The sequence below is a fragment of the Streptococcus sp. 1171_SSPC genome, assembly GCF_001069335.1.
In the GTDB taxonomy this organism is placed as follows: Bacteria; Bacillota; Bacilli; order Lactobacillales; family Streptococcaceae; genus Streptococcus; species Streptococcus xiaochunlingii.
On the sequence record NZ_JWAK01000017.1, the window covers coordinates 85,959 to 106,235 of the forward strand.

Genomic DNA, 20,277 nt, shown 5'->3' on the forward strand with positions numbered 1-20,277 from the left:
ATGTCTGAAACCATTTTAGAAATCAAGGATTTAAAAAAATCCTTCGGAGATACCCCTATCCTCCAAGGACTTTCCCTCAAGGTTCAAAAAGGGGAGGTCGTGGTGATCTTGGGGCCTTCTGGTTGTGGTAAGAGTACCCTCCTTCGTTGTATCAATGGCTTAGAAAGCATCCAAGCTGGCGATATCCTCTTGGATGGTCAATCCATAACCAAAAACCAAAAAGACTTCCATCTGGTCCGCCAAAAGATTGGGATGGTCTTCCAAAGTTATGAACTCTTCCCCCATTTAGACGTCCTCCAAAACTTGATTCTTGGTCCTACAAAAGCTCAAGGACGAGCTAAAGAGGAAGTCATCAAGGAAGCAGAAGAGTTACTAGAACGGGTCGGTCTCTTGGAGAAGAAACATAGCTACGCAAGGCAATTGTCTGGTGGACAGAAGCAACGGGTAGCCATCGTCCGTTCCCTCCTCATGCATCCAGAAATTATCCTCTTCGATGAAGTGACAGCCTCTCTAGACCCTGAGATGGTCCGGGAAGTCCTAGAACTCATCAACGACCTGGCCCAAGAAGGACGGACCATGATTCTGGTGACCCACGAGTTACAGTTCGCACAAGCCATTGCCGATCGGATCATTTTCTTGGATCAGGGCAAAATTGCCGAAGAAGGAAGTGCTCACTCCTTCTTTACCAACCCACAAACCCAACGAGCACAAGAATTTTTAAATGTATTTGACTTTAGCCAATTTGGCTCATATCTATAAAGGAGATTTTTATGAAATTCATTAAACCAATTTTAGTTCTTTTTACCTTCGCTCTCGCTTTGCTCTTTATCACTGCATGTGGCTCTAGCAAGTCATCATCTTCTTCTACCGGCTCTAAAGCACGTACCATTGAAGAAATCAAGAAAAGTGGCGAGCTTCGTATCGCAGTCTTTGGAGACAAAAAACCTTTTGGTTATGTTGATAATGATGGATCCTACCAAGGTTACGATATCGAACTAGGAAACCAATTAGCTAAAGACCTTGGTGTCAAACCGAAATATGTATCAGTGGATGCAGCTAACCGTGCGGAATACTTGATCTCCAATAAAGTGGATATCACATTAGCCAACTTTACCGTTACTGATGAGCGGAAGAAACAAGTAGACTTTGCCCTTCCTTACATGAAGGTTTCACTCGGTGTGGTATCTCCTAAAGATAAGGTCATCACAGATGTGAAACAATTGGAAGGAAAAACCTTGATCGTAACCAAGGGAACTACTGCTGAAACCTACTTCGAAAAGAACCATCCAGAAGTAAAACTTCAAAAATATGACCAATACAGCGATGCCTATCAAGCTCTCCTAGATGGACGTGGCGATGCTTTCTCAACAGACAACACAGAAGTTCTTGCTTGGGCCCTTGAAAACAAAGGATACGAAGTTGGAATTACTTCACTTGGTGATCCAGATACTATCGCACCAGCGGTTCAAAAAGGAAACAAAGAACTCCTCGATTTCATTAACGATGACATTCAAAAGCTTGGAAAAGAAAACTTCTTCCACAAAGCTTATGAAAAAACTCTTCACCCAACCTACGGCGATGCTGCAAAAGCGGATGACCTCGTTGTTGAAGGTGGCGAAGTGAAATAACAAATAAAGACTCTATCGCAATGATAGAGCCTTTTTTCTTGTCAAAAACTGTTTTTCTTAGTACCCTTTGGTCGTTTCACCCAAAAGAAAGTACCTAGTAGGACATCGATGGCTAAACAGACAGAGAGGACCTGTAGTGGCAACAGCAAGCCATAAACAGCTGATAGACCGTAGAAAATACATGCTGATGCCCAAAGTAGTCGAGAATCTATCGCCAAAGCGAACTGAGTTGAGACAAAGCCGATGGTGAATAGGATCAAATGGATACTCGTTGCATAAAAAATCATTAAGGCAAAAGGGCCGGTCAAGATGAGTCCGACGAAGCCCAAGCCATAATAAGTAAGACCGAGCCATTTTGGAAGAGCAAAGAGATAGGAATAAGGAGACGATGCATTTTCTTCCTTGCATAAGTTCCTGTTAAGGGGCTCTCTAGATGTCTCAAGTGACTGCTTGCTATTGTTATCTTGCTCAACCATCACATCCACTGCAGGCCTTTCTTGCCCAGCCTCTAAGTCCTTTGTTACGACTCCTTCTCCCCTGTCGCTCGATTCGTTCCCAAATAACATAACAAGAGGAGCGATGACTAATTTTTCTTTCATCAAGACGAATACATTAGGATAGCCGTATCGTTTTGGGTAAGAAAGTAAATCGGATAATAAGGAAGAAGATTCCTTATTTCCGGAGCCCCCTTCATCTGAGTTTCTTTGACTTTTTACCCGCTCAGCTGTCTCTTCTTCATCTCCACATGCAGCACCTTCTTGGTCAGCAAGGGCGCTTGACCGAGCCCCAAAGAGCTTCTGCAAACTTTCCTTCTGTCTATATAACAAATAAAGGGAAATGACAGAATGGTAAAAAGGAATGGGTGAAGTCGTCTTTAAAACAAGGAGGTCTAGCATGACAGAAGGGAGATAGTAACAAGCATAAAGGAAACTGAGCACAAATAGGACCTTCTGATTCTTAATGATGAGGAAACTGGACAACAAGATGACAAGCAGAACTTCTTGGTCCACACCTTCAAATAATCTCCAGTAAAAGTCAGATTTTGAATGATCCAATATATTCCACAAGCGTAGGACAACAGGAATCCGATCTACCAATTGTAAGATACTGATCCCAAAGGAAACCAACGGAACGATTGGATACCAGGTTCCTTCCAGACCAACCAAAGAACGAAGACGAGGCCACTCCACCTTATTAATCATGATCAAGACAATCGCTAAGGTTGGAAGTTGAGAAAGTCTCATCACCACCTCAGTACCAAACAAAGTAATAGGAACCTCTTGTGGACAAAAGATGCTGAGGACTAGTAAGAAAGCATAGAGAAGAAGCCCTTCCTGCTTCCCCTGGTCCTTCCAGATTTTTACTGTGAGAAAGACTTGAATAAGTAGCCATAAAAGAATCTGAAGGATTGACAACCAGATGATAGGGGGATTCTCTCCGTTTCCAGGCTCTCCGGATAAGAGCATAAATACTTGAAAAAGAGCACCAAGAACCTGGACTAGTAAGAGAATTGGGTAGCAAATTTTACGGTTCATCACCATCTCCTTCCTCTAGATGAATCAGTGAAGCGTGAACTCAAAAACGAGCTTTCTTTTTAATTGTAGCTAGTGAGACAACAAGCCATTCTTAAATAAAGTCTGCCTCTGCAATAGCTTCTTTGACCACTTCCAATGGAAGATGGACTAGCTCTACTTCTTTTTCACGGTAGAGATACTCAGCATACTCATCAATGCGGTATTGATGGATATAAACAACCCGCTTGCAGCCAACTTGAAGCAGCTGTTTGGTACAATTGAGGCAGGGGAAATGGGTTACATAGGCTGTGAAACCTTTGGGAATCCCTCGTTCCGCTCCCTGTAAAATAGCATTGACCTCTGCATGGAGGGTCCGGACACAATGTCCTTCCACCATAAGGCAGTCATGATCTAAGCAATGCTCCGTACCAGAGACAGAGCCATTGTAACCCGTCGCAACCACCTTATGATCCTTGACCAATACAGCACCCACCTTGGCCCGCTTACAGGTTGCTCGATTTGATATCAACAAAGCCTGTGCCGCAAAATACTCATCCCAAGCTAATCGTTTATGTCCCACAGTCTTGTCCTCCTTCATAAACATTCTAAATTTTTTTCATTATAGCACGAAATCAGCAAGAAAAAAAGATGACACTGTCACAGCCGATTCCTTCACTCAAAGAAAAAGAGATCCATGCGGATCTCTTTTTCAATTATTTACCAAGTTTTGCTTTAGCTGCATCTGCAAGAGCTGTGAAAGCTGCTGCATCGTTAACAGCCAAATCAGCAAGCATTTTACGGTTAACTTCGATCTCAGCCAATTTCAAACCATGCATCAATTGTGAGTATGAAAGTCCGTTCATACGAGCTGCCGCATTGATACGTGTGATCCACAATTTGCGGAAGTCACGTTTCTTTTGACGACGGTCACGGTATGCATAGTAGTAAGAGTTCATTACTTGTTCTTTTGCAGTACGGAACAAGATGTGTTTAGCTCCATAGTAACCTTTAGCTAATTTAAGAATACGTTTACGACGTTTGCGTGATACAACGCCACCTTTAACACGTGCCATTTATATTTCCTCCAATATTTCCTAGAATTCTTAACTTACAAATACGCGATTATTTCAAGCGAGTAAGCATTGCTTTGATACGTTTGAAATCTCCTGAATGCACCATAGATGCTTTACGAAGATGACGACGTTGTTTCTTAGTTTTTCCGTGGAAACGGTGAGAAGTGTAAGCACGGAAACGTTTAAGTCCACCAGAACCTGTACGTTTGAAACGTTTAGCTGATGCGCGGTGTGTTTTTTGTTTTGGCATAATATTTTCTCCTTTTTTTAACTTTCTGACAGATTATTTCTTGTCAGTTGCTGGCGCCAACTGCATGAACATTTGACGACCATCCATTTTAGCACGTTGTTCGATGATAGCAATATCTTGAGTTGCTTCAGCGAAATCGGCTAAAACTTTTGCCCCAATCTCTTTATGGGTGATCATACGACCCTTAAAGCGAATGGAAACCTTCACTTTGTTCCCTTTTTCAAGGAACTTGCGAGCATTGCGAAGTTTTGTATCGAAATCACCCTTGTCAATAACTGGGCTCAAACGAACTTCTTTCACGGTCACAACGCTTTGTTTTTTGCGTTGTTCTTTTTGTTTCTTCTGGTACTCAAATTTGAACTTACCGTAGTCCATAATTTTCGCAACAGGAGGTTTAGCTTGAGGTTGAATGAGAACCAAGTCCACATTAGCATCGTCCGCAAGTGCTTGCGCTTCACCAAGTGGTTTGATACCCAATTGTTCGCCCTCAAGACCGATTAAGCGAACTTCACGTACACGAATTTCATCATTGATGAATAAGTCTTGCTTTGCTATGGTTTTCACCTCTTTTTTTATTTTAGAGAAAAACAAGAGCGGACTTGCTAACGCAAACCCGCACTACATGATTATATTTCATTTCTGAAACTTGATCCGTAGGGGCCAGACAACGTTAGTCGCAAGGCGAGAAGTTCTCACTTCTGCTTTTCTCAACTTTTATATGATATCAAGTTTATGATGGATTGTCAAGGATTTTTTTTGCTTTTTCTTCAATAAATGCAACCACTTGATCAATCCCGACACCAGTCGTATCAAAATGAATGGCATCTGCTGCTGGTTTTAATGGCGAAACCTCTCGGTGACTGTCTTTGTAGTCCCGCTCAGCAATTTCTTTTTTCAATATTTCTAAATCTGTTTCAATGCCCTTGCTCAAATTTTCTTTATAGCGACGCCCTGCACGTTCTTCTACAGAAGCCACTAGGAAAATTTTCAATTCTGCATTTGGTAAAACAACCGTTCCAATATCGCGACCGTCCATGACGATCCCACCTTGAGCAGCAATCTGTTGTTGCTGGGCCACCAAGCGCTCACGGACAGGAGCTAAGGCAGATACCCAAGAGACATTGTTGGTCACTTCATTGTCACGAATTGGATGGGTCACATCGACATCAGCTACGAAGACTAATTGCTGGCCGTCTTCAGAGCGACCAAAGCTGACAGGATATTGGTTCAGCAAATCAACCAACTGGTCAACATCTTCTTCAGTCAGATCATGACGAAGAGCTAAATAGGTCGCTGCACGATACATGGCACCTGTATCGAGATAAGTGTAGCCTAAATCTTTAGCAATAATCTTAGCAACAGTTGATTTCCCACTGGATGCAGGACCATCAATTGCGATTTGAATTTGTTTCATAGTCTATCCTTTATCGAATTTTGACCACATCACCTGGATTCGCATACCAGGAACCAGTAGACATGTGAGATGGATTCAATTGCTCCAATTGGGCGATCGAAATGCCAGCACGTGCCGCAATCGCTGCCTCTCCTTCACCAGCAAGGACTGTGATAGTCTCTTCTCCTGACTCATCATCACTTGAAGCTTCTGAACTTTTTGCTACAGGAGCTGCACTACTAGATGAAACGACTGTTGTTTCACCATTGTAGAAACCGCTCATTTGTTTCTTCTTATCGCTTCCACCTGTAGAAAGGTAAACTAAGAAGCAGACCATCGCTACAATAATAATAAAGAAAATAATCGCCAAGATGGTTAACAAGCGATCAGCTTTTATTCCATTCAATTTGTTTGTTCGTTTCAATGTTTCTTCTCCATCATCATAAATCTCTTCTTCCCATGGCTCTTTCGGCATAACTTCCTCCTTGTGTTTTCCCGTTAAAATCATTACAATATAGATATGAAAATAACCTTAATACCTGAACGTTGTATCGCATGCGGCCTTTGCCAAACATATTCGGACATTTTTGACTATCACGATAATGGCATCGTTAAGTTCGCCTCTGAGGATGAACGATTGGAAAAGGAATTTCCTACCGATGCTTCTATCCAAGAAGCGGTTAAAAATTGTCCAACCCGAGCTCTTATCAAAGATTAAGAGCTTTTTTCATTATCTGCATAGTAGAGTTGATAATAGTCCACATGGATAAAGTTATCTGTCAACTCAATCTCACCCTTAAAATGATCATTCAAGGCTAAGGCATTGATAAAGTATTTTTTGGGCCACTTACGCATACAGAAGGTCCGACTTCTTGATCCATCGTTGAAAATCAACTTGATGGAATTCTTTGTAACTTCCACTTTTTCAATCGATGAAATCGGAACTTTTATAGGAGTCAATGGATTCGCCGTGATAATCCGTAAAAACCCATCATCGTATATGGTAAAATAGCGATGAACTCCTACAGCCAGCAAGGCCATAAAGAGAAAGAATGAAAAGAGTACCACCGTCGGGATACTGGAACTCTCATACATCAGAGCTAGTCCAATAAAGACGGGTATAACCGATAAAGACCAATAGGTAATTAGCATGGATAAATCAGGCTGCCAATGGTATCGGATTTTCCCAAAAATCTTAATCATATGCGGAACCCCCTTCTACTAGTTTAGCATAAAATCAACAAAAATAGAACAGGAAAGCCTGTTCTATTTTTAATAATTTTAGTGATCAAATCACTGAATGACAGATTGATGAAAGCTGGTCTCTTTCCATTAATTTTTCGCCGATGGTACCTCGAAGAAATCTTTGGATAGATAGCCTTTACCACTGATCAAATCATATTCCACCATCTTCAAATCTTCAGCAATCTCCCTCGCTTCTCCTTCTAAAGCTTTTTTGTCTACACTTGCTTTCTTCAAAACTTCCGTCAAGAGAGCATAGTAAGGTGAGACTTTAGAGTTGGTCTGTTCAAAGACCATAGCAGAGAAATCACTTGAATTGACTAAAGGATAGTCTAATTTAGGAGTCTCAAAATTACTCCAAATAAAGTAATCCGTTTGGTACTGACCTTCTGGATAGTTCTTAAAGGCAGATTCTGGATACAAACCAGGCAAATGATCTCCATAGAAGACAACCGTAATCTTTTTATCAATTTTGGATAACTTTTCTAGGAAGTCTTGGGTGGCATTGTCAGTATGATATAACATTCTGATGTATGCAGATAATTGATTATTTGCATTATCAGAAAATCCTGGATAAGATGCGTTCATATCAATTGGATTAGGTTCATTCCATGGTGTATGATTTTGCATCGTCATTACTGAAAAGAATTGACTATCTTTATTCATATTTTTTAGTACTAATTGGTAAGTGGACTCATCACTATAATTCCCACCAATATTGTAACCCTCTTTTCCTTTATTACCATAATGAATAAATTTAGCAAAGTCAAGGTTTCCATAAATAATATTACGCGAATAATTACTAGGACTAGCTATATGTATAACAATCCGATTATTAGAATTGAAAGAATTACTTATTGAAGGAAAGTAATTCATGACTGGAGCAACTTGTGTATATAATATAGAAATGGAAGGAGATAAGTTATACATAGGTAAACCAGTTAAGGTTTGAAACTCCATATTAGCAGTTCCACCTCCATAGCCATCCGATTTCATTAAACCACTTGTCGTACGTTTTTTTATTTCTTGGATTTTAGGAATTGGATTAGATGATACTTTCACATCCTCAATACGCGAAGGATCAGAAAAACTTTCACTTAATACATAAATGACTGTTTGTTCGTTTATATTCTCTTTTCTGGTTAGATTTATATCACCCGCAACTTTTTTGTACTTTTCTTCAATTTTTTGAATAGAACTTTTACTATAGTCTTTTGGTTTTATCATAACTTCTGATGTTAAATGAGAAAACCAAACATATGATAATGATTTAACTTGAGCATTCGTTGTATTTCCAAACCAAGAAATATCATGTTGATTGTTTAAAATACCAATTACAGGTATACTGTCATCAACCTTACCATCTCTTCTCTGTTTAAAAACACTATAAATACCAATGAAGAATGAAAAGATAGAAATTATTACAATTCCTCTTAGATAATAATTTTCCAATACTCTCCCATAAAGTAATATTTTTCTACAAAACAAGTACAAACCCAAAAATACTGCAACTATTAAAAACACATAAAAATACGATTGAGGCCCAAGCGAATCGAACATAATACCTGGATGCATCAACCAACTTAAATCACTTGGCAAAATAGGCTCTTGCCTATATTGAAACTTAAAATAGCTAGCTATTGATATACCAATGATTAAAAATACACTTAATAGAGTACTTAATAAAAACTCATTAAATAAACAATAAATAAGTAAAAATAATGCAAAAAATACAAGTACTTGAAAGGCGGTTGCACCAGGAAATAAATTTCTACCTAAAATAGTAACATCTGTTCTAATACTATTTTGAATCGTATAATTAAAGGTGATAGCAAAAAAAGAACTACAGACTAAGGCAGCACCGAATTTAGGTCTATTTCTGTATAATTCATCAATACCAATAATACTACAAAAAACAAAAGGAAAAAGTATGATAATTAAAAGAATAATAAATTTATCTAATTCCATTAAATATGAAAACTGGTTTTTAATCAGACCGTCTGTAAATAAATCTCTTAAATAACCAGTTTCCGGTAATATTTTATAAATTTTTGAATCAGTTAGACAAAAACCTATTAACATGAAGCTGTGGAATAATATTGAGTAATATTCCTTGTACTCAGAAATTTTAATAAGCCTATTCTCAAAAATAGGGCAATAAATTGAGATTACATAATGATAAATAAATGCAATTAAAAATATAGAGAAAAGAAATAGGAGAAAATTAACTTGAAAAAAGTCATTCGCTTTAAAAGAAAAAATATTATATTTTAAAACATTTACATTTCTACTACATTCAATAATATACGACCCTAATAAGTATAATAAGTATATAATAGCACTCTTAATAAAAAAGTATCTTGACCAAATTTTCGAAAGGACAACGGATATAAAACTAATACTTATAAAAAAGAGTAAGGGAGCATAATGAGAATACGAAAAATATAAAATTGAATGAGTGGAATTGAAAGGTAGAAAATAATTAAAATTGACAATTAACAATAAAATAAAGCTCACTAAGAATAAGCATAATTTAATGTATTGGTTTTTAATAAAGTTAAGCATCTTATTTTCTAAATATTCTCCTAACTAACTTTTTTATTCTGGAAATAAAATCTTTATTTTCTACCGTCGCATCAGTTATACAATATACATTTGAAATCAATTGTTCATTTAAAACCGACATAGGAAAATCAGTTAAATTATTGATTTGACTCTTTATGTAATTAGTCTGTTCAGAATTAACTTGAAATACCTTAACTTTTATAAATGGTACTTGTTGATTAAGAATTTCTTCGGGCCTATAATAAGAAAAATCAGGGTGAATTAGATTACCTGCGTCTTCATTTATAGTATTAAAAACCACACCGTATTTAAATCCAGATTTAGTTAGAATACCAGTAAATCTTGTCTCGTAACGATCAATCACACTTCTTATATTTTCATAATCCCTAATACTTGTCCAAAACTTTTGAAAAACTTTTGACGACACAACTTGACGGGAATAAAAAACAAAATAACTCTGAAGATGTTCCTTAAAATACTTTGTTTTTCTAAAATTAGTCATTCCCCAAAAATCAATATCTACTTGTTTTTCAAATTTTTCAAAATACTCTTTTAAATCCCACAAGGGACCAATACATGTATCGTTCATCAAGGTAACCGAATCATAATCTACCAAGGAATTAAATCCTATATAATTCATACCATCTCGCCAGGCAGCAAAATCATACCCAATATTCTCTCGTTGAACAACTTCATTAATGCCAATTTTTCGTAGGGATTTTAAATGTTCAGTTGATAAGCAACTATTCGATATCAATAGAATACGCGAAAAAAGTGGGGAAAGTTTTTCCAATTGATATAAAACATGACTACTTAAATCATCAGACTTATTGTAGTGAACATAAAGTAGAATTCTATTCATCTACATCGTCTCCCATTTCCCATTCCTTTGCAATAATCCGGTAGCAGAATCTTTCGCTGACAAATCATCATCTAAAATATCTGTTCGATTTAATAAAATTATAGGTGAATTATCTCCCTTTGCAAATGCAAGCATTGTATTCGAACTATCTCTTACTGAAACTTGAAGTTTTAATTTGATATCATTCAAGCTTGATAAACTACAAGAATAGCGGAAACTCTTCCTCCCTTTTCCATCAGTTAATAAATCTAAAGAATTATCATTATATACCCAAAGACCGCGATCAATTTCAGTTAGCGAGAAAGCTATGTAAGTTTTTATGTCCTGATTAACATCATATGACACCTCAAACTCAATGGGATCTTCAGGACTTGACATTTTATTCGAAAGCAATTTTATATTTAAATTGCTTACAGCTACATCCTCAATTGTAACATCATCATTTGAAACTTTTTGATTTGCTGCATTATCATAACTATATTGATTTGCAACATCATCAGGATTTCCAACTACTTTAACTAACCCATTTTCAATTAAAACAGCCTTATTACAATATTTTTTTACAGCATTCATATCATGGGTAACAAGAATTGTCGTCTTACCTGATTTTTTGCGTTCCATAAAGTAATCATTACACTTACGTTGAAAAGCCTCGTCTCCAACCGCTAGAACCTCATCCAAAATCAAGATATCCCCTTGAGCCTTAATGGCAACCGAAAAGGCTAAACGAACCTGCATCCCTGATGAGTAGTTCTTGAGTTTCTGGTTCATGAATTCATGCAACTCGGCAAAGTCTACAATGTCATCATACATGGCATCAATCTCAGTTGTTGAGAAGCCCAGCATGGCTCCATTCATATAGACATTTTCCCGACCTGTCAGTTCTGGATTAAAGCCCACTCCAAGCTCAATAAAGGACACCAGTTTCCCATCGATAGTGACTGTGCCTTTTTCTGGCACATAAATTTCAGAAATAATTTTTAATAGAGTAGATTTTCCAGAACCATTTCGTCCTACAATACCATAGAAATCTCCTTTTTCAACTTCAAAAGAAATGTCACGTAAAACTTCTTGTTTTTTGTAACCCTTAATCCCCCTAAATCGGTTTACTAAAGTTGTTCGTAAACTTTGAGTCGATTCAGTTGGTAACTTAAAGTATTTGCTGACATGGTCAACTTTAACTGCAATATTACTTGACATTATAAAATCTCCGCAAATCGTTTAGAATTTCTGTTAAATACAATAACTCCAATAATAAATACAACTATTGGAATACAATATGGAATACATGCAATTAACTTATTATCAAATAACTCCCAACCTCGAGGGTTGACTGGATCAATAATATAGTGACGCATATCTTGCAAAATTTGTGCAATTGGGTTCATCATCAATAGTTTTGCAACATCAGTATGATTTCGTTGTAATAAATATGTAATTGAATAAATAATTGGACTCGCATACATTCCAGCCTGTAGCACTACTTCCCAAACTGGACCTATATCACGGTATTTAACAAATAGAGCCGATAGGATAAAAGCAAAGCCTAAGGAAAGAAACAAAATCTCAATAAATAAAGGAATGATAACAAGAGTATGAATCCCAAATGAGACATTATTAATCAAGGCGAAAGTGAACACAACTAATAAATTAATCGAGAAGTTGATAGCTGCTCCTAGTACCGATGAAACAACAATAGTCTGTTTTGGAAAATTCAACTTTCTCAACAAATCGCCTCTTGAAACAATAGACAACATCCCCATATTTGTCGCTTCTGTAAAAAAGCTCCAAAAAATCATCGACAAAAGCAATCCAACTGCGTAGTGCGGAGTTCCATCATCAAATCTTAAGAATCGAACAAATACCACATACATGATACTAAACATCATCAAGGGTTTCAGAATTGACCAAAGGTAGCCAATAGCTGAGCCTTGATAGCGTAATTTAAAGTCTGTTTTGATTAATTCTCGTAATAAAATTCGATTTTTCTGACTAAAAACATCAAACATTATTTTCCACCTCTAAATGCAAACTTTGTTAAAATCAAGGTCGTGAACACACACGTGTGAAAAGCCCTGTTCTTGCGATAACCATACTGACGAATCCGTCTCAGACGTTCTTTCAGTGGAACGTCCATAATGGTCACAAAGTTTTCAATAATTTCTTTATTTTGGGGGCTGACTGGCAGTTCCAATAAATTTTTTGCTTGTTCTTGACTGGATTCAATGAGCTTCCAATACTTAGCAAACAGAATATGAGGGCGAACCCAATTTTTAAACCGTTTCCTAAGGGTTCGAGCACCCAGAACATTGCTACTGTGCTGCCGGTACAATTCTGTCGGCTGATCGATATAGATGAGCTTTCCAAAAGCAGTTGCCAGCAAGGCTAAATACCAATCATGCATGAGAAGCGCATGTTTTTCTTGGCCTGTCCATAAGTCAGCCAACGCGTGGTTAATCATGGCTACACCACCAGTTACCGTATTTTCCGTCAGCTCTTGAATCAGTTCTGTATTGGCATGATCAGACTGGGTGCGAATCATACTCTCATGTTGCACGTTCAAGTTTTCATCGACCACTTTTAAATCTGTGTAGACCAGCAAAGGGACTTCTTGAGGGTGCTTGGACGCTTCTGCTACTTGAAGAGCAATTTTTTCAGGAAGCCAGACATCATCTTGATCACTGAAGCAATAAAGATCAGCTTTTTCATATTTCAAGAGGGCATGGAAGCTCTTGATGACACCCAGATTTACGATGGCTCCTTGATTGACAAAGCAGATACGCTCATCCTGGGCCACCAATTCTTGAATAATCTTTACCGTATCGTCAGTTGACCCATCATCTCGGATCAAGAGTTGCCAGTCTTGATAAGTCTGGTCTTGAATACTTTTGACCTGCTCTTTTAGATACTGTTCACCATTATAGGTGGACAACAAGATATTTACTTTCATGATAAGAATAATTCCTCGTACTCACCTACAATTTTTTCCCAGGTAAAGTTTTGCTTCATATTGGTTTTAGCTAATTGACCCCATTCAGATACATCTTCTAAAGAATCAACCTGGTTGATTAAATGCGCCAAATTCCCAGCTTCTTTGGTCCAATATTGAGCTGTGTCCTTGGCAACTGTTTGGTTAAAGGAGACTCCTAAAACTAAATTCAGATCCGTGTGAGCAAGAGCCTCTAAGAGACCCGGATTGGTTCCGCCCACTTCATGACCATGGATATAAGCAAAGGCTTCTTTACGGATATACTTCAAGAGGTCTTGGTCATAAACCGTTCCTACAAACTTAACGCGAGGATCCTGATCGAATCCTGTTCGAGCACGGAGTTCTTCATAATAGGGATTGCCTTCATGATTACAAATGATCACCAAATCCCGCTTGCTGGAAGAGGTCATAAATTCACGAATGGCAGTCTCATAATTATTTTCTGGCACAAAGCGGCCCAAGATCAAGTAATAGTTCTTCTCCTGTGTCTGCCATTTCTGATAGAATTCTCGGACCTTATTATCCTGACTGGTCAGGCTGGTCGGAGACAAGTCCGTCCCATAGGCAATATAGGTCGTCTTGGACCAAGGATAGGCTTCCTTGATATAGGACTCAATACCTGGGTTGTCTGAAATTACCAAGTCAGCGTGGCGTGTCATGATTTTTTCAGAATACTTGAGATAGGCTTGAATCGGTTTAGCCCACTTGGCCCGCTTCCACTCCAGTCCATCTGGATTGATATAGAATCGTCCACCCATCTTATGGATCTTACGCGCAAAAGGCGCCACAAAAGCTCCAATTGTATTGCCTAAAACATAAAAAATCGGCTGTTCAATTCCTTGTTTCTTAACGACCTTCAAGGCATAGTTGATGGCCATCATATCGTAGGCGATGACACGCGCAGGCCCAATTTTCGGGGCTTTAATCGTAAAACAATCGATACCCTTGTAGTCAAAATGATGATAGGCTTGATCATTAGAAAGGCAAGCAACATGGTACTGGATTTCCGAAGACACTTGATGGGAGACCAATTGGTCCACAAAAGTCTCAAAACCGCCATATTGAGCCGGAAGACCACGACTTCCGATAATAAAAACGTGTTGCATAATATTCCCTTTCTAATAATTTACAGTCTGTTCAATTATACCATTTTAAGGAAAGCTTGTATAACCATTTGTAGTGACGGTATTTGTCTGCAATCATTCTATAACTTTTTTAATACAAATAATTTTTTAATAAAATTTTTAAATACATCAATTTTAGATGATTTTACACCCTTAATATTTAAAAATTTATCTTTTTCCTTTACATTAATCTCTACATCCTCATTTACATGTTTCAATATACACTTATAAGCAGTTTCTAAATTATATATTGCTGTTATTTTTTCTTTATTTTGTACCATTTCATTTTTCTTCATAGAAAAATTTGTCAATAAATTTAAGATATGTCTTGATAAATCAGGTATATCACCCAAGCAGTACATTTCTCCTTGTATAAAGAGGTCTTTAACAGATCTATATCCCTTGTTATTCGATACAATTGTTGGAATGCTATTTATTAGTGCTTCAATATATACCATTCCAAACGTTTCTATTTTTGATGTAAATACACATATATCTTTATCTGTTAAAAATTCCCAAGGTTTTTCAAGAAAACCTATGAAATGAACATTTTGAATGCCATTATTTTTTACATAATCTTTACATCTTTTTGCATATTCTTCATCTTCTGCACCAATAAATATCAATGGAATATTTGAAATATTTAAATTGTGATAAGCTTTGATTAATTCCAACTGATTTTTATTCTCAGTTATTCTTCCAATCTGAATAATCCTATGAGAATTAGAGGTTTTTAAATTTGTACCACTTATTTCAGAGTATGGTATAAAACTTAAAATATTCTTATCAGTTAATAATTGTGATAATTCCTTTTGCAAAGAACCAGACACAGCAAAAATTTGATCAGAATAATATTCAATAAATTCAAGTTTTTCTTTATAATAACCAAATTCTCCCTCAGGGAATTCATGAATTAACCAAAAATGATGAATATTTTCTTCAGCTGCAGCTAAAGCTCCTTGGAAGACATTAGCTGTGTTACTAATAACTAAATCAACTTTATTCTGATTCAAAATCTCTCGAATTCTTTTAATATTATCCTCGTAACTTTTTACTCGCTGATAATGTGTCCCAGGTAATCCACCTGGAGCTTCTTCCCACCACCACTTAACTGCTGGAATACCAATAGCTTGAATTCCAGCTTTCTTCATCTGCTCCAAATAATTTTTTTGAACTGGTACACGATAATCAGGGAAAACGTTTAAGACTCGAAAGCCTTTACTAACTAAAAATTTCATTAAATTAAAAATTGAAATTTCGGCGCCATTATCCATTGTTCCAGTAGGTGAAATAAATAAAATTGTTTTAGTCATCGCAACTCCTAAAATACCCAATAAAATGGAATTAATAAGTAAAGAGAAATCAGATAATTGAATAATAAGGTAACTACAGTAATAGTTAGCAACTTATGCTGTTTCATTTTAAGGTTACCTAAATTTGCAATTATGGGCAAAAATAAGATGAGAAATGGAGTGAAATATCTCCCCTGGCTTCCAACAGAAATATTCGCCCCTTTTCCTAACACTATAGGTGTCCATTGTAGATACATGACCGTTACAGTGGCAAGCACTTGTATTGGAAACAATAATGAAGAGACCGTTGCAAAATCTTTAGTGAAGAAGTATTCTTCGCTTGATAAAAATATAAGAAATAATACGCAAATATTTACAAAAATAAGCCATAATGGAAGCTGAATAGTGAAATTCCCAAAATAACCAAACATACCTATTGTCAAAATAGTATTTAGGTCACCGTTCATATGTTGTTTTAATAATGTATTCGACAACACTCGAATGTAGTGGATTACTCCACCGTTATCTCTCATTAAATAATATAGAACAGCGAAGATTGCAAGTAATAGAACTAAATAAAACACATACTTAAATTTTGAAATAGTCTGTTTAATCACTCTTAAGGGCGTATTTAAAAAACTAAAGACACCTTCAAAATTTAATGGTATAAACGGAATAAGACATAGTAATAAAAAGTTATTTGGTTTAGTAGCTAAAAGCAATAACGATATAGGTACTAATAAAAATCCATCTTTATTTGAAAAAGTCTTTTTGTATGCTAGATTCGTTATAAAACCGATTGCTAGCATGATTTCTAAATAATTCATTACATCATAAGATAAAGAAGATGCTTGTTGAACCATTATTGGTTGTAACGAAATAAAGAATAGAGCTAGTTTACCATATTTAAAATATTTAATTAAACAAAAAACACCTATAATATAAGCTAAGGCATTAAAAATTCTGCCCATATAGATTATCATGCCTACTGTTGGCTTTATCAAACTTCCCAATGTCATACCAACCAACTGAGGAAGGAAGGAAAGAGATTTAAGGTTTAGAGTGACTTGATACGGTTCTTTTTCCATATCAAGTTTTTTATTAAGAACCTTTTCATAGTCAGTAGGGTTTACATGAGCATCACTCGAAATCTCGTTCATCCATTTAAAGGACTGTAGAGTTGGTTTGTGGACAGTTTCCCAAGTCATACGCGCGTGGTTTGTTTCGTCTGGCACACGATTAATTGGAAATACTAACATAAATGAAAAAATAAAAATCGTTGCTAAGATGAAAAATAAATTTTCAACTTTTATTTGTTTATTTTTGTTCAAAATAAGTCACCATATCATCTTTCTTGCTTAAGGTACAGTTTTCAAGAACAGCCCGATAAGCAGCATCTGCAATTTTCTGTCTTAATTCTGGAGATAAAACCAAGTCTTCAAGCTTGTCGAACCACTGTTCATCAGTAGCCAACAATCCTGTTTCACCATCAACAACCGTATCTGAGAAAGCTCCTATCTTGCTTGCTACTGTTGGTACCTTCACCAAGGCAGCTTCAATCCACTTAATCTCTGACTTCGCACGGTTAAAGATAGAATCTACAAGCGGTGCTAGGTTAATATCAACCTCACTAATCAAGGCAGGCAATTTATCCCAGTCCACATAATCGTGAGTTACAATTTGATTTTCAAAGGGCTTCATATCCTGAGGGATATCGAGAATCCCGACAATATGTAATTGGACATTGCTATATTTTGTAAGCAGTTGCTTAATAGCTGGTTTAATCAATTCAAAATTCTCATTATGACTAATTGAACCAGAGAAATAACCAATCTTAACAATATTAGATGTTTGAGAGTAATCTTTGATAAATTGACTACTAATAGCGATTAATTCATCAGAAGCCAAGTTACGATTAAGTAAAACCTTACTTTGGTACTTATACAACTCCTCCTGCAACTGGTTAGTTGAAGTAATGGCACCATCACAGTTTTCTAGCATATAGCCATAATTTCGAACACCTGCATCATAGTTTCCTTTTTCAACCGAATTCAACCCCTGCGTATAACTCAATTGATCTGTATAAACCGTATCAAAGACTAAATCATCAATATCAAAGAAGACAGGTTTTCCATATTCCTTAGCCAAATGACAGAGACGCAAAAGTTCAGGTGATATTGGGGAACGGTAGATAATGATGTGACTAGCATTTTGAGCCACCAATAATTGGAAATCAGATAGGTTAACAACTTTGACTGCAAAGCCATGTTTGCGTAATTGTTCTGCCTTGTTCAAGACACGATAACGGGTACATTGCGGAATAATATTTTCAACCCCATCAATCAATAGAATATATTGATCACGTGGAACAGTCTTAAATTTATTTACAATATCTTCCAAGATTGCCACAGGGTAATCCGTTTTTTCTGCAACAAAGTCCAACAAGTCAGGGACTTCTGAATCACGATCCAGACCTTGCCACAAGAACTGGTCTTCATCATAATTTTTCAGAGCTGTGTATTTCACCAAAGGGCTACCTGCTTTGAGCATCTTAAGTGGGTGAATATACATGGCAGAATCTTCGTATTCTTGCACGACCGCATCGAAACGATAACCCAAATCAGCAAAATGCTTGGTAAAACGTGTCTCATGTCGACCAATCGCCTTATCACGAGAATCTGTATCCGTCAAATGCGTCCAGTACTCATAAAAGGCATCATCATTTAGCATAAGCTTTTCAATAACTAAGAAATAAGATTGAAGATGTTTAGGAATATAACCATAAGGATTCTCCTTAGTAACATCTTCTTGTTCTTCGCCAAAGGAAATCCCCCAGAAATCTAGTTGCTTATCAGCCATTTCCTTGAATACTTGAGACAAATCTCTCATCGGACCAATATTGGTATCATTCACCAAGAGGAGCTGGTCGTAATCCTTAAGCTTGTCCTTACCAAAGGCAAAAATTCCTTCTCTAAAGGCTGCAGTGTCGTATCCTTTATTGTCACGAGTTAAAACTCGACCATAAGTATCGAGAGTATTGATGTCATCTTCATGAAGGTGGCCATTCACAACAATAATAACATCATCTACTAATGGAGACAGGGCTTGCAAGAAACGTAATTTATATTCTTGAAGACGAGCTTCAGACTCAAAAATAACATAAACCAGCGCTTTCTTACCGTTATATGATAAAGCAGAGCGTTGACTGTTTCTAAGACGGCGTAACTGACGAACCTTAAGTGGTGTCATACGACGACGTAGTTGCACAACTTTGACTTTTAAAGCTCTCAAATAACTTTTAATAGCCTTTGGATTCTTAGCAATTACTCCAGCTGTCTTTATAGGGGTGATAAGGGCGTTCCCTAAACGATATGACAGCGAACTTCGGATAAGCTCAATTTCTTCTTGAGCGTCTTTCAGTTGTTTAGACTGCGTATATTTTCTTCGTTCAAGTTGATCACGTTCTTTTTTCAAGCGGTTAACATAGTCTGTTACTTCATCGTGATGTTTAATCAAGCTATCCAACCGCTCTTCCAAAACCATGAGGTTATCACAAACTGCTTTGTATATTTCATGAGGAATCTTATCAAGATATTTCTCTAGAATGTCAAGATAGATTTCATAATGGTAGCGAACGGAGTCACGTCCAGAAATTGATCCTGTTTCAAAGACACGATAATTAAGCTTAGTATTTGGCTTATAAATTGCTTTAGCACCGTTATTAATAATCAAGTTCAATAAGAAGTCATAATCTTCAAGCTTTTTTCGATTTAACTTCTCATCATAACAAGCTTTTCCAATAATACTTCTACGAATCAAAGAACAGTTATCAATAAAACTAGCATTTAGAAATGCAATTAGGTCAAATTCACGGCTTTTGAGGTAGAACTCTTCTTTTTCTGGGTTAAAAAGATCACAGTAAACGATGTCAGCATTTGTTTCCACCAACTTACTGTACAACTGTTCCACATAATCTTCATCAAGGTAATTATCACTATCTACAAATAGCAAGTAATCACTTCGAATAAGCTCGAGTCCTAAATTTCGATTCTTTACTACCCCAAGATTTTCATGAGTTTCAAATCTTGTCTCAAAAGGTGATTCCTTCAAAACCTCTTGGATAATTTGGTTAGAACTGTCTGTCGAACCATCATCAAGAACAATTAATTCAATGTTTCGATAGGTTTGGTTAAAAATGCTTCGCAAACATTGTTCAATATAATTTTCATGGTTGTAACATGTTACAACTACTGATATTAAATCATTCATTTTTCCATCCAGTTTGTTTAATAAAATTTCAATTAGTATCTGATAATTACTAATATTACTAAGCTTCAAAGATTAT

Annotated in this window: 20 protein-coding genes and 1 other annotated feature; of the genes, 3 read left to right on the plus strand and 17 right to left on the minus strand. The window is 36.6% G+C overall.

Annotated features, from left to right (window positions below):
• Together ADF75_RS03320 and ADF75_RS03325 are read left to right on the plus strand one after the other, a co-directional pair.
• Positions 1 to 759 (plus strand): amino acid ABC transporter ATP-binding protein, encoded by a 759-nt coding sequence (locus ADF75_RS03320; protein WP_048716917.1) that lies wholly within the window; start codon positions 1 to 3, stop codon positions 757 to 759.
• An 11-nt stretch (positions 760 to 770) separates the two neighbouring features.
• The gene (locus tag ADF75_RS03325) at positions 771 to 1,628 is read left to right on the plus strand and encodes a cysteine ABC transporter substrate-binding protein (RefSeq protein ID WP_006596048.1); all 858 of its coding nucleotides are present in this window, start codon (positions 771 to 773) and stop codon (positions 1,626 to 1,628) included.
• 41 nt (positions 1,629 to 1,669) lie between these two features.
• On the opposite strand, the gene ADF75_RS03330 is transcribed toward ADF75_RS03325, so the two are convergent.
• From ADF75_RS03330 to ADF75_RS03360, 7 genes are all read right to left on the minus strand, one after another.
• Positions 1,670 to 3,163, minus strand: a complete 1,494-nt coding sequence (locus ADF75_RS03330) for a hypothetical protein (RefSeq protein ID WP_048789130.1) — start codon at positions 3,161 to 3,163, stop codon at positions 1,670 to 1,672.
• 91 nt (positions 3,164 to 3,254) lie between these two features.
• Positions 3,255 to 3,722: a deoxycytidylate deaminase gene (locus tag ADF75_RS03335; RefSeq protein ID WP_023023644.1), complete on the minus strand. Its 468-nt coding sequence runs from the start codon at positions 3,720 to 3,722 to the stop codon at positions 3,255 to 3,257.
• Between the two features lie 133 nt (positions 3,723 to 3,855).
• On the minus strand, positions 3,856 to 4,215 hold the full coding sequence (gene rplT, locus ADF75_RS03340; RefSeq protein WP_000124834.1) for a 50S ribosomal protein L20: 360 nt from the start codon (positions 4,213 to 4,215) through the stop codon (positions 3,856 to 3,858).
• 49 nt (positions 4,216 to 4,264) lie between these two features.
• The gene (gene rpmI, locus ADF75_RS03345; RefSeq protein WP_001125942.1) at positions 4,265 to 4,465 is read right to left on the minus strand and encodes a 50S ribosomal protein L35; all 201 of its coding nucleotides are present in this window, start codon (positions 4,463 to 4,465) and stop codon (positions 4,265 to 4,267) included.
• A 33-nt stretch (positions 4,466 to 4,498) separates the two neighbouring features.
• Positions 4,499 to 5,029 (minus strand): translation initiation factor IF-3, encoded by a 531-nt coding sequence (gene infC, locus ADF75_RS03350; RefSeq protein ID WP_006597373.1) that lies wholly within the window; start codon positions 5,027 to 5,029, stop codon positions 4,499 to 4,501.
• Positions 5,030 to 5,044: 15 nt separating this feature from the next.
• Positions 5,045 to 5,175: a sequence feature (ribosomal protein L20 leader region), on the minus strand.
• A 20-nt stretch (positions 5,176 to 5,195) separates the two neighbouring features.
• The gene (gene cmk, locus ADF75_RS03355) at positions 5,196 to 5,879 is read right to left on the minus strand and encodes a (d)CMP kinase (RefSeq protein ID WP_048789131.1); all 684 of its coding nucleotides are present in this window, start codon (positions 5,877 to 5,879) and stop codon (positions 5,196 to 5,198) included.
• Between the two features lie 10 nt (positions 5,880 to 5,889).
• Positions 5,890 to 6,333 carry an SAG1386/EF1546 family surface-associated protein gene (locus ADF75_RS03360; RefSeq protein ID WP_048688049.1) on the minus strand — a complete coding sequence of 148 codons (444 nt, stop codon included), beginning with the start codon at positions 6,331 to 6,333 and terminating at the stop codon, positions 5,890 to 5,892.
• Between the two features lie 45 nt (positions 6,334 to 6,378).
• Between ADF75_RS03360 and ADF75_RS03365 the strand changes: the two genes are divergently transcribed.
• A complete protein-coding gene (locus ADF75_RS03365; RefSeq protein ID WP_006596042.1) occupies positions 6,379 to 6,576 on the plus strand; it encodes a ferredoxin in 198 nt (65 codons plus the stop codon).
• Here the strand turns inward: ADF75_RS03365 and ADF75_RS03370 are convergent.
• The 10 genes from ADF75_RS03370 to ADF75_RS03415 form a co-directional block, all read right to left on the minus strand.
• Positions 6,573 to 7,061 carry an EbsA family protein gene (locus ADF75_RS03370; RefSeq protein ID WP_048688043.1) on the minus strand — a complete coding sequence of 163 codons (489 nt, stop codon included), beginning with the start codon at positions 7,059 to 7,061 and terminating at the stop codon, positions 6,573 to 6,575. The genes ADF75_RS03365 and ADF75_RS03370 overlap by 4 nt on opposite strands.
• Positions 7,062 to 7,190: 129 nt before the next feature.
• The gene (locus ADF75_RS03375) at positions 7,191 to 9,665 is read right to left on the minus strand and encodes an LTA synthase family protein (RefSeq protein WP_048789132.1); all 2,475 of its coding nucleotides are present in this window, start codon (positions 9,663 to 9,665) and stop codon (positions 7,191 to 7,193) included.
• Between the two features lies 1 nt (position 9,666).
• Positions 9,667 to 10,527, minus strand: coding sequence for a rhamnan synthesis F family protein (locus tag ADF75_RS03380; RefSeq protein ID WP_048789133.1), 861 nt, complete (start codon positions 10,525 to 10,527; stop codon positions 9,667 to 9,669).
• Entirely contained in the window at positions 10,528 to 11,727 is a 1,200-nt protein-coding gene (locus tag ADF75_RS03385) for an ATP-binding cassette domain-containing protein (protein WP_048789134.1), read from the minus strand. It lies immediately after the preceding gene.
• A complete protein-coding gene (locus ADF75_RS03390) occupies positions 11,727 to 12,536 on the minus strand; it encodes an ABC transporter permease (RefSeq protein ID WP_048789135.1) in 810 nt (269 codons plus the stop codon). Before ADF75_RS03390 ends, ADF75_RS03385 begins: the two co-directional genes overlap by 1 nt.
• Positions 12,536 to 13,477 carry a glycosyltransferase family 2 protein gene (locus ADF75_RS03395; RefSeq protein ID WP_048789136.1) on the minus strand — a complete coding sequence of 314 codons (942 nt, stop codon included), beginning with the start codon at positions 13,475 to 13,477 and terminating at the stop codon, positions 12,536 to 12,538. The genes ADF75_RS03390 and ADF75_RS03395 overlap by 1 nt, the downstream gene beginning before the upstream one ends.
• The gene (gene cps2T / locus ADF75_RS03400) at positions 13,474 to 14,622 is read right to left on the minus strand and encodes a beta 1-4 rhamnosyltransferase Cps2T (RefSeq protein WP_048789137.1); all 1,149 of its coding nucleotides are present in this window, start codon (positions 14,620 to 14,622) and stop codon (positions 13,474 to 13,476) included. The genes ADF75_RS03395 and cps2T overlap by 4 nt, the downstream gene beginning before the upstream one ends.
• Positions 14,623 to 14,720: 98 nt before the next feature.
• Positions 14,721 to 15,953, minus strand: coding sequence for a glycosyltransferase family 4 protein (locus ADF75_RS03405; protein ID WP_048789138.1), 1,233 nt, complete (start codon positions 15,951 to 15,953; stop codon positions 14,721 to 14,723).
• 8 nt (positions 15,954 to 15,961) lie between these two features.
• Positions 15,962 to 17,263 (minus strand): DUF2142 domain-containing protein, encoded by a 1,302-nt coding sequence (locus ADF75_RS03410; RefSeq protein WP_023023656.1) that lies wholly within the window; start codon positions 17,261 to 17,263, stop codon positions 15,962 to 15,964.
• Complete coding sequence (locus tag ADF75_RS03415) at positions 17,250 to 20,201, minus strand: rhamnan synthesis F family protein (protein WP_048789139.1); 2,952 nt, start codon at positions 20,199 to 20,201, stop codon at positions 17,250 to 17,252. Before ADF75_RS03415 ends, ADF75_RS03410 begins: the two co-directional genes overlap by 14 nt.
• Positions 20,202 to 20,277: the final 76 nt, after the last annotated feature.

What these genes read in the sequence shown, in the direction of transcription:
- ADF75_RS03320 (WP_048716917.1), top strand. Translation starts at nt 1, where the DNA reads ATGTCTGAAACCATTTTAGAAATCAAGGATTTAAAAAAATCCTTCGGA.
- ADF75_RS03325 (WP_006596048.1), top strand. Translation starts at nt 771, where the DNA reads ATGAAATTCATTAAACCAATTTTAGTTCTTTTTACCTTCGCTCTCGCT.
- ADF75_RS03330 (WP_048789130.1), bottom strand. Translation starts at nt 3,163, where the DNA reads ATGAACCGTAAAATTTGCTACCCAATTCTCTTACTAGTCCAGGTTCTT.
- rplT (WP_000124834.1), bottom strand. Translation starts at nt 4,215, where the DNA reads ATGGCACGTGTTAAAGGTGGCGTTGTATCACGCAAACGTCGTAAACGT.
- rpmI (WP_001125942.1), bottom strand. Translation starts at nt 4,465, where the DNA reads ATGCCAAAACAAAAAACACACCGCGCATCAGCTAAACGTTTCAAACGT.
- cmk (WP_048789131.1), bottom strand. Translation starts at nt 5,879, where the DNA reads ATGAAACAAATTCAAATCGCAATTGATGGTCCTGCATCCAGTGGGAAA.
- ADF75_RS03360 (WP_048688049.1), bottom strand. Translation starts at nt 6,333, where the DNA reads ATGCCGAAAGAGCCATGGGAAGAAGAGATTTATGATGATGGAGAAGAA.
- ADF75_RS03365 (WP_006596042.1), top strand. Translation starts at nt 6,379, where the DNA reads ATGAAAATAACCTTAATACCTGAACGTTGTATCGCATGCGGCCTTTGC.
- ADF75_RS03370 (WP_048688043.1), bottom strand. Translation starts at nt 7,061, where the DNA reads ATGATTAAGATTTTTGGGAAAATCCGATACCATTGGCAGCCTGATTTA.
- ADF75_RS03375 (WP_048789132.1), bottom strand. Translation starts at nt 9,665, where the DNA reads ATGCTTAACTTTATTAAAAACCAATACATTAAATTATGCTTATTCTTA.
- ADF75_RS03380 (WP_048789133.1), bottom strand. Translation starts at nt 10,527, where the DNA reads ATGAATAGAATTCTACTTTATGTTCACTACAATAAGTCTGATGATTTA.
- ADF75_RS03385 (WP_048789134.1), bottom strand. Translation starts at nt 11,727, where the DNA reads ATGTCAAGTAATATTGCAGTTAAAGTTGACCATGTCAGCAAATACTTT.
- ADF75_RS03390 (WP_048789135.1), bottom strand. Translation starts at nt 12,536, where the DNA reads ATGTTTGATGTTTTTAGTCAGAAAAATCGAATTTTATTACGAGAATTA.
- ADF75_RS03395 (WP_048789136.1), bottom strand. Translation starts at nt 13,477, where the DNA reads ATGAAAGTAAATATCTTGTTGTCCACCTATAATGGTGAACAGTATCTA.
- cps2T (WP_048789137.1), bottom strand. Translation starts at nt 14,622, where the DNA reads ATGCAACACGTTTTTATTATCGGAAGTCGTGGTCTTCCGGCTCAATAT.
- ADF75_RS03405 (WP_048789138.1), bottom strand. Translation starts at nt 15,953, where the DNA reads ATGACTAAAACAATTTTATTTATTTCACCTACTGGAACAATGGATAAT.
- ADF75_RS03415 (WP_048789139.1), bottom strand. Translation starts at nt 20,201, where the DNA reads ATGAATGATTTAATATCAGTAGTTGTAACATGTTACAACCATGAAAAT.